We start from the raw sequence: 12,566 nt of genomic DNA on the forward strand, positions 1-12,566 counted from the left end.
ATCAGCATGCCGCGGTGAATACGTTCCCGGGCCTTGTACACACCGCCCGTCACACCACGAGAGTTTGTAACACCCGAAGTCGGTGGGGTAACCTTTATGGAGCCAGCCGCCTAAGGTGGGACAGATGATTGGGGTGAAGTCGTAACAAGGTAGCCGTATCGGAAGGTGCGGCTGGATCACCTCCTTTCTATGGAGAATTGATGAACGCTGTTCATCAATATAAGTTTCCGTGTTTCGTTTTGTTCAGTTTTGAGAGAACTATCTCTCATATATAAATGTATGTTCTTTGAAAACTAGATAACAGTGTAGCTCATATTTTTTAATTTTTAGTTTGGTTAAGTTAGAAAGGGCGCACGGTGGATGCCTTGACACTAGGAGTCGATGAAGGACGGGACTAACGCCGATATGCTTCGGGGAGCTGTAAGTAAGCTTTGATCCGAAGATTTCCGAATGGGGAAACCCACTATACGTAATGGTATGGTATCCTTACCTGAATACATAGGGTATGGAAGACAGACCCAGGGAACTGAAACATCTAAGTACCTGGAGGAAGAGAAAGCAAATGCGATTTCCTGAGTAGCGGCGAGCGAAACGGAACATAGCCCAAACCAAGAGGCTTGCCTCTTGGGGTTGTAGGACATTCTATACGGAGTTACAAAGGAACGAGGTAGACGAAGCGACCTGGAAAGGTCCGTCGTAGAGGGTAACAACCCCGTAGTCGAAACTTCGTTCTCTCTTGAATGTATCCTGAGTACGGCGGAACACGTGAAATTCCGTCGGAATCTGGGAGGACCATCTCCCAAGGCTAAATACTCCCTAGTGATCGATAGTGAACCAGTACCGTGAGGGAAAGGTGAAAAGCACCCCGGAAGGGGAGTGAAAGAGATCCTGAAACCGTGTGCCTACAAATAGTCAGAGCCCGTTAATGGGTGATGGCGTGCCTTTTGTAGAATGAACCGGCGAGTTACGATCCCGTGCAAGGTTAAGCTGAAGAGGCGGAGCCGCAGCGAAAGCGAGTCTGAATAGGGCGTTTAGTACGTGGTCGTAGACCCGAAACCAGGTGATCTACCCATGTCCAGGGTGAAGTTCAGGTAACACTGAATGGAGGCCCGAACCCACGCACGTTGAAAAGTGCGGGGATGAGGTGTGGGTAGCGGAGAAATTCCAATCGAACCTGGAGATAGCTGGTTCTCCCCGAAATAGCTTTAGGGCTAGCCTTAAGTGTAAGAGTCTTGGAGGTAGAGCACTGATTGAACTAGGGGTCCTCATCGGATTACCGAATTCAGTCAAACTCCGAATGCCAATGACTTATCCTTAGGAGTCAGACTGCGAGTGATAAGATCCGTAGTCAAGAGGGAAACAGCCCAGATCGCCAGCTAAGGTCCCAAAGTGTGTATTAAGTGGAAAAGGATGTGGAGTTGCTTAGACAACTAGGATGTTGGCTTAGAAGCAGCCACCATTTAAAGAGTGCGTAATAGCTCACTAGTCGAGTGACTCTGCGCCGAAAATGTACCGGGGCTAAATACACCACCGAAGCTGCGAATTGATACCAATGGTATCAGTGGTAGGGGAGCGTTCTAAGTGCAGTGAAGTCAGACCGGAAGGACTGGTGGAGCGCTTAGAAGTGAGAATGCCGGTATGAGTAGCGAAAGACGGGTGAGAATCCCGTCCACCGAATGCCTAAGGTTTCCTGAGGAAGGCTCGTCCGCTCAGGGTTAGTCAGGACCTAAGCCGAGGCCGACAGGCGTAGGCGATGGACAACAGGTTGATATTCCTGTACCACCTCTTTATCGTTTGAGCAATGGAGGGACGCAGAAGGATAGAAGAAGCGTGCGATTGGTTGTGCACGTCCAAGCAGTTAGGCTGATAAGTAGGCAAATCCGCTTATCGTGAAGGCTGAGCTGTGATGGGGAAGCTCCTTATGGAGCGAAGTCTTTGATTCCCCGCTGCCAAGAAAAGCTTCTAGCGAGATAAAAGGTGCCTGTACCGCAAACCGACACAGGTAGGCGAGGAGAGAATCCTAAGGTGTGCGAGAGAACTCTGGTTAAGGAACTCGGCAAAATGACCCCGTAACTTCGGGAGAAGGGGTGCTTTCTTAACGGAAAGCCGCAGTGAATAGGCCCAAGCGACTGTTTAGCAAAAACACAGCTCTCTGCGAAGCCGTAAGGCGAAGTATAGGGGGTGACACCTGCCCGGTGCTGGAAGGTTAAGGAGAGGGGTTAGCGTAAGCGAAGCTCTGAACTGAAGCCCCAGTAAACGGCGGCCGTAACTATAACGGTCCTAAGGTAGCGAAATTCCTTGTCGGGTAAGTTCCGACCCGCACGAAAGGTGTAACGATTTGGGCACTGTCTCAACCAGAGACTCGGTGAAATTATAGTACCTGTGAAGATGCAGGTTACCCGCGACAGGACGGAAAGACCCCGTGGAGCTTTACTGTAGCCTGATATTGAATTTTGGTACAGTTTGTACAGGATAGGCGGGAGCCATTGAAACCGGAGCGCTAGCTTCGGTGGAGGCGCTGGTGGGATACCGCCCTGACTGTATTGAAATTCTAACCTACGGGTCTTATCGACCCGGGAGACAGTGTCAGGTGGGCAGTTTGACTGGGGCGGTCGCCTCCTAAAGTGTAACGGAGGCGCCCAAAGGTTCCCTCAGAATGGTTGGAAATCATTCGTAGAGTGCAAAGGCATAAGGGAGCTTGACTGCGAGACCTACAAGTCGAGCAGGGACGAAAGTCGGGCTTAGTGATCCGGTGGTTCCGCATGGAAGGGCCATCGCTCAACGGATAAAAGCTACCCCGGGGATAACAGGCTTATCTCCCCCAAGAGTCCACATCGACGGGGAGGTTTGGCACCTCGATGTCGGCTCATCGCATCCTGGGGCTGTAGTCGGTCCCAAGGGTTGGGCTGTTCGCCCATTAAAGCGGTACGCGAGCTGGGTTCAGAACGTCGTGAGACAGTTCGGTCCCTATCCGTCGTGGGCGTAGGAAATTTGAGAGGAGCTGTCCTTAGTACGAGAGGACCGGGATGGACGCACCGCTGGTGTACCAGTTGTTCTGCCAAGGGCATAGCTGGGTAGCTATGTGCGGAAGGGATAAGTGCTGAAAGCATCTAAGCATGAAGCCCCCCTCAAGATGAGATTTCCCATAGCGTAAGCTAGTAAGATCCCTGAAAGATGATCAGGTTGATAGGTTCGAGGTGGAAGCATGGTGACATGTGGAGCTGACGAATACTAATAGATCGAGGACTTAACCATATAATATGTAGCAATGTTATCTAGTTTTGAAGGAATATGCCTTCATAGTTTGGTGATGATGGCAGAGAGGTCACACCCGTTCCCATACCGAACACGGAAGTTAAGCTCTCTAGCGCCGATGGTAGTTGGGACCTTGTCCCTGTGAGAGTAGGACGTCGCCAAGCAAAAACCTAAGTCGTTTCGACTTAGGTTTTTTTGTGTTTATTTTTATTTACCGAATGTTATAATCCATAAATTTAATAACGCTAAAGACGAAAAAAGAATGAAATAGAGACTGTTTAAAATAATAGCAATGATTTTTTGTGTTCCTGATTTTCCTAATGCCGCTAAAGTAATACTTAAAATAGAACACATTATTTCTATCATAAGTATATATTTTAAATAATGAGATGCTATAAATAAGTATTCAATAATTACAACAATTACTGCGATAGAAAAAATAAATAGGATAATAGCGTAGTTCTTTCTCTCACGTTTATCCTCCTTAGAAATTAAATCGTTATAATAAAAGTTCTATTGATGTGTAGAATACAAGAGTGTACATATTTTGATTTAAAACATACTGAAGTACTATATAAACGATTATAAGTAAATAGATCTCTAGAAATATATATTCTAATTCCCTTTTCTTCTTGCATATAGTTGCAATTCTTCTTTTGAATATAACTAAAACACGAACGTTATTGACTACTAATAAAAAAACATTCGATTATTTATTGACATCGTTTATGAAATATTGTTAATATAGCCATAGAAACAATAATATAAGACCTCATATAATCGCGGGGATATGGCCTGCAAGTCTCTACCTAACGACCGTTATTCGTTAGACTATGAGGGAAAGTCACTCGGTATTTTTCTATTCACAAGGGATACGTATGCCTGAGTAGAGCGCTTTCTCTCATAGTAAAAGAGAAACTGTTCTATTTCAGGCTTTTTTTATTTGAATCGGGGGGATTCTAATATGAAATCACTAGTTGGAGTCATAATGGGAAGTACGTCAGACTGGGAAACAATGAAATATGCTTGTGACATTTTAGATGAATTAAATATACCGTATGAGAAAAAGGTTGTATCCGCTCATCGGACTCCGGATTATATGTTTGAATATGCAGAGACGGCTCGTGAACGTGGATTGAAGGTTATTATTGCTGGAGCTGGTGGAGCAGCACATTTACCAGGAATGGTTGCAGCGAAGACAAATCTTCCTGTAATTGGAGTTCCAGTTCAATCAAAAGCATTAAACGGCTTAGATTCATTATTATCCATCGTCCAAATGCCAGGGGGTGTTCCAGTTGCAACTGTTGCAATTGGTAAAGCCGGTTCAACGAATGCTGGATTACTTGCTGCACAAATACTTGGATCATTCTATGATGATATACATGATGCATTAGAATTGAGACGAGAAGCGATTGAAAAAGATGTGCGTGAAGGTAGTGAGCTAGTATGACGAGAATCATTTTACCTGGAAAAACAATCGGCATTATTGGAGGCGGCCAGCTAGGAAGAATGATGGCATTGGCAGCCAAGGAGATGGGATATAAAATTGCTGTTTTAGATCCTACAAAGCATTCACCATGTGCACAAGTTGCTGATATTGAAATTGTTGCACCGTATGACGATTTAAAGGCAATTCAGCATTTAGCAGAGATAAGTGATGTTGTCACATATGAATTTGAGAATATTGATTATAGATGTTTACAATGGCTTGAAAAACATGCTTACTTGCCACAAGGTAGTCAGTTGTTAAATACAACGCAAAATCGTTTTACAGAAAAGAATGCGATTGAGAAAGCTGGGTTACCAGTAGCAACGTATAGATTAGTTCAAAATCAAGATCAGCTTACAGAAGCAATTGCTGAGTTATCATTCCCTTCCGTCTTAAAAACGACGACAGGTGGATATGATGGGAAAGGGCAAGTTGTTTTAAGAAGTGAGGCTGATGTTGAGACAGCAAGAAATCTTGTGGATAAAGCAGAGTGTATTTTAGAGAAATGGGTGCCTTTTGAAAAAGAAGTATCTGTTATTGTGATTCGTAGTGTAAGTGGTGAAACGAAAGTGTTTCCAGTAGCAGAAAATATTCATGTAAATAACATTTTACATGAATCTATCGTTCCAGCTCGCATTACAGAAGAGCTTTCTCAAAAAGCAATTGCTTATGCAAAGGTACTTGCGGATGAATTAAAACTTGTGGGAACACTAGCAGTAGAGATGTTTGCTACAACTAATGGTGAGATTTACATTAATGAATTAGCACCAAGACCTCACAATTCAGGACACTACACACAGGATGCATGTGAAACGAGTCAATTTGGTCAACATATTCGAGCAATCTGTAATTTACCTCTAGGAGAAACAAATTTGTTAAAACCAGTTGTCATGGTAAACATTTTAGGCGAACATATAGAAGGGGTCCTAAGACAAGTGAATAGACTAACCGGGTGCTATTTACACTTGTATGGAAAAGAAGAAGCAAAAGCACAGCGAAAAATGGGGCATGTTAATATTTTAAATGATAATATTGAAGTTGCTCTAGAAAAAGCGAAGAGTTTGCATATTTGGGACCATCAAGAACAACTGTTGGAGGGAAAAAGATGATTAGTCGTTATACACGCCCTGAAATGGGTGCGATTTGGACGGAAGAGAACAAATTTAAAGCGTGGTTAGAAGTTGAGATTTTAGCTTGTGAAGCATGGGCTGAGCTTGGCGACATTCCAAAAGAAGATGTTAAAAAAATTCGTGAACATGCATCATTTGATATTGATCGTATTTATGAAATTGAAAAAGAAACACGTCATGACGTAGTTGCATTCACTCGTGCTGTATCAGAAACGCCGACATTAGGCGAAGAACGTAAATGGGTTCATTACGGTTTAACATCTACAGACGTAGTAGATACAGCATTATCTTACATCTTAAAACAAGCGAATGAAATCATATTAAAAGACTTAGAGAACTTTGTAAGCATTTTAGCTAACAAAGCGAAAGAGCATAAATACACAATCATGATGGGAAGAACACACGGTGTTCATGCAGAACCAACGACATTTGGTTTAAAACTTGGTCTTTGGTATGAAGAGATGAAACGTAACGTAGAGCGTTTCAAACAAGCTGCTGATACAGTTCGTGTTGGTAAACTATCTGGTGCAGTTGGTACATATGCAAATATCGATCCATTCGTAGAAAAATATGTTTGTGAAAACTTAGGATTAGAAGCAGCACCAATTTCAACACAAACATTGCAACGTGATCGTCACGCACACTACATGTCGACACTTGCATTAATCGCAACATCTATCGAAAAGATGGCAGTTGAGATTCGTGGTTTACAAAAGAGTGAAACACGTGAAGTTGAAGAGGCTTTCGCAAAAGGTCAAAAAGGTTCTTCTGCAATGCCGCATAAACGTAATCCAATTGGTTCTGAAAATATGACTGGTTTAGCTCGTGTTATCCGCGGTTATATGATGACAGCTTATGAGAATGTTCCATTATGGCATGAGCGTGACATTTCTCACTCTTCAGCAGAACGTGTAATTTTACCAGATGCTACAATCGCATTAAATTACATGTTAAATCGCTTTGGTAATATCGTTAAAAACTTAACTGTATACCCAGAGAATATGAAACGCAATATGACAAGAACATACGGCTTAATTTATTCTCAGCGCGTAATGCTTACACTAATCGACAAAGGTATGGTACGTGAAGAAGCTTATGATATCGTACAGCCTAAAGCGATGGAAGCTTGGGAAACACAAGTACAATTTAAAGAGCTTGTTGAAGCTGATGAGCGTATTACAAGTAAGTTAACACAAGAAGAAATTAATGAATGCTTCAACTATGAGCATCATATGCAACATGTTGATACAATCTTTGAACGCCTTGGATTAAACGAAGCGTAAAATTTCATATGGCACAGAATAGAGTCATTCTGTGCCATTCTTTATAAAAACATTATTCACATTTTTCAAACTACAGGGGGCTTGCGAAATGCAAAAGCTAGAATTGCTGTATGAAGGTAAGGCAAAAAGAATTTATCGTACAGAATCAGCAGATATGGTTTGGGTAGAGTACAAAGATAGTGCGACTGCTTTCAATGGGGAGAAAAAAGAGACGATTACAGGAAAAGGTCGTTTGAACAATGAGATTACAACTTTATTGTTCAGAAAGTTACAAGAAGTAGGAATTAAAACACATTTTGTTGAGAAGTTATCTGAAACAGAACAACTTGTTAAAAAAGTGAGTATTATTCCTTTAGAAGTTGTCACAAGAAATGTAATTGCAGGAAGTCTTTCAAAACGATTAGGAATGGAAGAGGGAACTGTACTTGCAGAACCAATCGTAGAATTTTACTTCAAAGATGATGATTTAGGAGATCCACTTGTAACGGAAGATCATATTCGTGTATTAAACGTTGCATCGCCAGAGCAAGTAAGTGTATTACGAAATATGGCTCTACAAATCAATCAAGTGTTGATTGATCATTTCGCAAGCTGTCGCGTAAGATTAGTAGATTTCAAATTAGAGTTTGGTGTAACGGAAGAAGGAGAAATCATTTTAGCGGATGAAATTTCACCAGATACTTGTCGTTTATGGGATGAAACGAGCAATGAAAAGTTTGATAAAGACGTATTCCGTCGCGATCTTGGAAATTTAACAGATGCTTATGAAGAGATTTTAAAACGTTTAGGGGGAATTTCACATGTATAAAGTTAAGGTATATGTAACATTAAGAGAAAGCGTATTAGATCCACAAGGAACAGCGGTAAAAGGAGCACTTCATAGTCTTTCATTCACAGAAGTACAAGACGTTCGAATCGGAAAGTACATGGAATTAACGATTGATAAATCTGTATCTGATTTAGATAGCAAGGTAAAAGAAATGTGTGAAAAACTATTAGCGAACGTTGTAATGGAAGACTTCCGTTATGAAGTTGAGGAGGTTGTCGCACAGTGAAATTTGCCGTAATAGTATTTCCGGGTTCGAACTGTGATGTCGATATGTTCCATGCAATTAAAGATGAGCTTGGCGAAGAAGTAGATTACGTTTGGCACGATACAGAGAATTTAGATGAATATGATGCAATTTTATTACCAGGTGGATTCTCTTACGGTGACTACTTACGCTGCGGTGCTATTTCTCGCTTTGCTAATGCAATGAAAGCAGTGCAAAAAGCTGCTGAGCAAGGAAAGCCGATTTTAGGTGTATGTAATGGATTCCAGATTCTTGTTGAATCAGGATTACTACCAGGAGCGTTAATGAGAAACGAAAACTTAAAGTTTATGTGTCGCACTGTTCAGTTGCGTGTTGAAAATAATGAAACGATGTTTACATCACAATATGAAAAAGATGAAGTAATCAATATTCCAATCGCTCATGGTGAGGGGAATTACTATTGTGACGAAGCGACTCTTAAAAGATTAGAAGAGAATAATCAAATTGCATTCCGTTACATAGAAAACCCTAACGGTAGCGTTTCAGATATTGCTGGTATTGTAAACGAAAAAGGAAATGTACTTGGTATGATGCCACACCCAGAGCGTGCTGTAGATGAATTACTTGGCGGTGCTGAAGGGTTAAAAGTCTTTCAATCTATCTTAAAACAGTGGAGGGAAACATATGTCGTTAATGCTTGAACCAAATCCAACACAAATTAAAGAAGAGCGTATATATGCGGAAATGGGGCTAACAGACGAAGAGTTTGCCATGGTTGAAAAGATTTTAGGTCGTCTGCCAAATTATACAGAAACAGGGTTATTCTCTGTAATGTGGTCTGAACATTGTAGTTATAAAAATTCAAAACCAGTTCTTCGTAAGTTTCCAACGACAGGCGAGCGCGTTCTGCAAGGACCTGGAGAAGGTGCTGGAATTGTAGATATCGGTGATAATCAAGCTGTTGTATTTAAAATGGAAAGTCATAACCATCCTTCAGCTATTGAACCATATCAAGGAGCAGCAACAGGTGTTGGTGGTATTATTCGTGACGTATTCTCTATGGGAGCACGTCCGGTAGCTCTATTAAACTCACTTCGTTTCGGTGAATTACAGTCACCACGTGTGAAATATTTATTCGAAGAAGTAGTAGCGGGAATTGCAGGATACGGTAACTGCATCGGTATTCCGACTGTTGGCGGCGAAGTACAATTTGATCCATGTTATGAAGGAAATCCACTTGTAAATGCAATGTGCGTAGGTTTGATTAACCACGAAGATATTAAAAAAGGGCAAGCGCACGGTGCTGGTAACACAGTAATGTACGTAGGAGCATCAACTGGTCGTGACGGTATTCACGGTGCAACATTCGCGTCGGAAGAACTATCTGAAAGCTCAGAAGCGAAACGTCCAGCGGTTCAAGTAGGGGATCCATTTATGGAAAAACTTCTTATTGAAGCGTGTTTAGAATTGATTCAATCTGATGCACTTGTTGGAATTCAAGATATGGGTGCGGCTGGTTTAACATCATCATCTGCAGAAATGGCAAGTAAAGCAGGAATGGGTATTGAAATGTACTTAGATGATGTACCACAACGTGAAACAGGAATGACACCATATGAAATGATGCTATCTGAATCACAAGAGCGTATGTTAATTGTTGTGAAAAAAGGTAGAGAGCAAGAAATAGTAGATTTATTTGAGAAGTATGGTCTTGCAGCGGTTACGATGGGGAAAGTAACGGAAGATAAAATGCTTCGTTTATTCCATAAAGGTGAAAAGGTAGCTGAAGTTCCAGCAGATGCGTTAGCAGAAGAAGCACCAATTTATCATAAGCCTTCAAAAGAAGCGGCATACTTTGCTGAATTCCAAGCAATGAAAATGGAAACACCAAAAGTAGAAAATTATAAAGAAGCGTTATTCGCTCTATTACAACAACCAACAATTGCAAGTAAAGAGTGGGTATACGATCAATACGATTACCAAGTTCGCACAAGCACAGTGGTTACACCAGGTTCGGATGCAGCAGTTGTACGTGTACGCGGTACAGAAAAAGGATTAGCAATGACGACAGATTGTAACTCTCGCTACATTTATCTAGATCCAGAAATGGGCGGTAAAATTGCAGTAGCAGAGGCAGCGCGTAATATCGTATGTTCTGGCGGGGAGCCACTTGCAATTACAGATTGCTTAAACTTCGGTAACCCAGAAAAACCAGAAATCTTCTGGCAGATTGAGAAATCAGTAGACGGTATGAGTGAAGCTTGTCGCACATTACAAACACCAGTTATCGGCGGAAACGTATCGATGTATAACGAGCGTAGTGGCGAAGCTGTATATCCAACACCAACTGTTGGGATGGTCGGACTTGTACATGACTTAAAACATGTAACAACACAAGAGTTTAAGCAAGCTGGTGATTTAGTTTATGTAATCGGTGAGACGAAAGCTGAGTTTGGCGGAAGTGAATTACAGAAAATGATTCACGGCAAAATTTTCGGTCAATCACCAAGTATTGATTTAGATGTAGAATTAAAACGCCAAAAACAAGTATTAGAAGCAATTCAAGCTGGTCTTGTTCAATCTGCACATGATGTTGCTGAAGGTGGCTTAGCAGTTGCAATTTCAGAAAGTGCGATTGGTGCTAAAGGCTTAGGTGCTACTGTGAAATTAGATGGAGAAGCAACAGCAGCATTATTCGCTGAATCACAGTCTCGCTTCGTGCTAACTGTAAAACGTGAAAATAAAGAGGCGTTTGAGAAAGTGGTAGAAGCAATCCAAGTTGGAGAAGTAACAAGTACAAATGAAGTAACAATTCATAATGAAGAAAATGAAGTATTACTTACAGCAAATGTAGATGAAATGAGAAAGGCTTGGAAAGGGGCAATCCCATGCTTGCTGAAATAAAGGGGTTAAACGAAGAATGTGGCGTTTTCGGAATTTGGGGGCATGAAAATGCGGCACAAGTTTCATACTACGGATTGCACAGTTTACAGCACCGTGGGCAAGAAGGCGCAGGCATTGTCGTAAATAATGGGGAAAAAATCGTCGGTCACAAGGGGTTAGGTTTAATATCAGAAGTGTTTTCAAGAGGTGAGCTAGAAGGATTAAATGGAAAATCAGCAATCGGACATGTACGATATGCAACAGCTGGTGGAAGTGAAGTTGCTAACGTTCAACCATTGTTGTTCCGTTTTTCCGATCATAGTATGGCGTTAGCTCATAACGGAAATTTAATTAATGCAAAAATGCTTCGCCGTGAATTAGAAGCAGAGGGCAGTATTTTTCAAACTAGTTCAGATACAGAAGTACTTTTACATCTTATTAAACGTAGCACGAAAGATTCTTTAATTGAAAGTGTAAAAGAGGCTTTAAATAAAGTGAAAGGTGCGTTTGCGTATCTTTTACTAACTGGAAATGAAATGATCGTTGCATTAGATCCGAATGGGTTCCGTCCGCTTTCAATTGGAAAGATGGGGGATGCTTACGTTGTAGCATCTGAAACATGTGCTTTTGATGTGGTAGGTGCAACATACATTCGTGATGTAGAACCGGGTGAATTACTTATCATTAATGATGAAGGAATTCACGTAGATCGTTTCACAAACGATGTAGAACATGCAATTTGTAGTATGGAATACATTTACTTTGCACGACCAGATTCTAATATTGCAGGCGTTAACGTTCATGCAGCACGTAAAAACATGGGGAAACGTTTAGCGGCAGAAGCTCCTATTGAAGCAGATGTTGTTACTGGTGTACCAGATTCTAGTATTTCAGCTGCGATTGGCTATGCGGAGGCGACAGGTATTCCGTATGAGTTAGGATTAATTAAAAATCGTTACGTTGGACGTACGTTTATCCAACCTTCTCAAGAACTGCGCGAGCAAGGGGTAAAGATGAAGCTTTCCGCAGTAAGAGGTGTGGTTGAGGGGAAACGAGTTGTTATGATTGACGACTCTATCGTAAGAGGAACGACAAGTAAACGAATTGTTCGTATGCTTCGTGAAGCTGGAGCGACAGAAGTTCATGTAAGAATCGCTTCACCACCTCTGAAATATCCATGTTTCTATGGCATTGATATTCAAACGAGAAAAGAATTAATTGCAGCAAATAATACAGTAGAAGAAATCCGTGAAATGATCGGAGCAGATTCTTTAACATTTTTAAGCGAAGATGGATTAGTAGATGCAATTGGACGTCCATATGAAGGGAAATATGGCGGCTTATGTATGGCTTACTTTAATGGGGACTATCCAACAGCTCTTTATGATTATGAGCAAGAGCTTTTAGAAAGTATGAAATAAGAAAAGTGAAAAAAGCTTCTACTTCTTTTGATGTAGAAGCTAGCTTCTTTCTTAAAACGGCCCGCCCTGGA

8 protein-coding genes, 3 rRNA genes, 1 pseudogene and 1 riboswitch (1 of these 13 cut by a window edge) are annotated in these 12,566 nt (G+C 41.4%); of the genes and pseudogenes, 11 read left to right on the forward strand and 1 reads right to left on the reverse strand.

The window, feature by feature from the left end; all coding sequences use genetic code 11:
* From AC241_RS01685 to rrf, 3 genes are all read left to right on the forward strand, one after another.
* A 16S ribosomal RNA gene (locus AC241_RS01685) occupies positions 1 to 187 on the forward strand (it extends 1,365 nt beyond the left edge of the window).
* 146 nt (positions 188 to 333) lie between these two features.
* Positions 334 to 3,255 (forward strand): 23S ribosomal RNA (locus tag AC241_RS01690).
* Between the two features lie 48 nt (positions 3,256 to 3,303).
* Positions 3,304 to 3,419, forward strand: a 5S ribosomal RNA gene (gene rrf, locus AC241_RS01695).
* The 16S, 23S and 5S rRNA genes sit together here, the layout of an rRNA operon.
* A gap of 43 nt (positions 3,420 to 3,462) precedes the next feature.
* Here the strand turns inward: rrf and AC241_RS35830 are convergent.
* A pseudogene (locus tag AC241_RS35830) lies at positions 3,463 to 3,728 on the reverse strand (hypothetical protein).
* A gap of 279 nt (positions 3,729 to 4,007) precedes the next feature.
* Positions 4,008 to 4,109: riboswitch (purine riboswitch) on the forward strand.
* Positions 4,110 to 4,219: 110 nt separating this feature from the next.
* Between AC241_RS35830 and purE the strand changes: the two are divergent.
* From purE to purF, 8 genes are all read left to right on the forward strand, one after another.
* Positions 4,220 to 4,705 (forward strand): 5-(carboxyamino)imidazole ribonucleotide mutase, encoded by a 486-nt coding sequence (gene purE / locus AC241_RS01700; RefSeq protein ID WP_043937814.1) that lies wholly within the window; start codon positions 4,220 to 4,222, stop codon positions 4,703 to 4,705.
* Complete coding sequence (gene purK / locus AC241_RS01705; RefSeq protein WP_048564830.1) at positions 4,702 to 5,853, forward strand: 5-(carboxyamino)imidazole ribonucleotide synthase; 1,152 nt, start codon at positions 4,702 to 4,704, stop codon at positions 5,851 to 5,853. The genes purE and purK overlap by 4 nt, the downstream gene beginning before the upstream one ends.
* Positions 5,850 to 7,157, forward strand: a complete 1,308-nt coding sequence (gene purB / locus AC241_RS01710; protein WP_000625687.1) for an adenylosuccinate lyase — start codon at positions 5,850 to 5,852, stop codon at positions 7,155 to 7,157. Before purK ends, purB begins: the two co-directional genes overlap by 4 nt.
* An 88-nt stretch (positions 7,158 to 7,245) precedes the next feature.
* Positions 7,246 to 7,965 (forward strand): phosphoribosylaminoimidazolesuccinocarboxamide synthase, encoded by a 720-nt coding sequence (gene purC, locus AC241_RS01715; protein WP_029441464.1) that lies wholly within the window; start codon positions 7,246 to 7,248, stop codon positions 7,963 to 7,965.
* Complete coding sequence (gene purS / locus AC241_RS01720; protein WP_000278823.1) at positions 7,958 to 8,212, forward strand: phosphoribosylformylglycinamidine synthase subunit PurS; 255 nt, start codon at positions 7,958 to 7,960, stop codon at positions 8,210 to 8,212. Before purC ends, purS begins: the two co-directional genes overlap by 8 nt.
* Complete coding sequence (gene purQ / locus AC241_RS01725) at positions 8,209 to 8,892, forward strand: phosphoribosylformylglycinamidine synthase subunit PurQ (RefSeq protein ID WP_029441465.1); 684 nt, start codon at positions 8,209 to 8,211, stop codon at positions 8,890 to 8,892. The genes purS and purQ overlap by 4 nt, the downstream gene beginning before the upstream one ends.
* Positions 8,876 to 11,095, forward strand: a complete 2,220-nt coding sequence (gene purL, locus AC241_RS01730; protein ID WP_016083739.1) for a phosphoribosylformylglycinamidine synthase II — start codon at positions 8,876 to 8,878, stop codon at positions 11,093 to 11,095. Before purQ ends, purL begins: the two co-directional genes overlap by 17 nt.
* Positions 11,080 to 12,495: an amidophosphoribosyltransferase gene (gene purF, locus AC241_RS01735; protein WP_000879026.1), complete on the forward strand. Its 1,416-nt coding sequence runs from the start codon at positions 11,080 to 11,082 to the stop codon at positions 12,493 to 12,495. The genes purL and purF overlap by 16 nt, the downstream gene beginning before the upstream one ends.
* Positions 12,496 to 12,566 lie beyond the last annotated feature (71 nt).

Origin of the sequence: Bacillus thuringiensis (assembly GCF_001182785.1) — a bacterium.
In the GTDB taxonomy this organism is placed as follows: Bacteria; Bacillota; Bacilli; order Bacillales; family Bacillaceae_G; genus Bacillus_A; species Bacillus_A thuringiensis_S.

Excerpts from the sequence above, each read along its gene's own strand:
- purB (WP_000625687.1), top strand. The coding sequence starts at position 5,850 with ATGATTAGTCGTTATACACGCCCTGAAATGGGTGCGATTTGGACGGAA.
- purC (WP_029441464.1), top strand. The coding sequence starts at position 7,246 with ATGCAAAAGCTAGAATTGCTGTATGAAGGTAAGGCAAAAAGAATTTAT.
- purS (WP_000278823.1), top strand. The coding sequence starts at position 7,958 with ATGTATAAAGTTAAGGTATATGTAACATTAAGAGAAAGCGTATTAGAT.
- purK (WP_048564830.1), top strand. The coding sequence starts at position 4,702 with ATGACGAGAATCATTTTACCTGGAAAAACAATCGGCATTATTGGAGGC.
- purE (WP_043937814.1), top strand. The coding sequence starts at position 4,220 with ATGAAATCACTAGTTGGAGTCATAATGGGAAGTACGTCAGACTGGGAA.
- purF (WP_000879026.1), top strand. The coding sequence starts at position 11,080 with ATGCTTGCTGAAATAAAGGGGTTAAACGAAGAATGTGGCGTTTTCGGA.
- purL (WP_016083739.1), top strand. The coding sequence starts at position 8,876 with ATGTCGTTAATGCTTGAACCAAATCCAACACAAATTAAAGAAGAGCGT.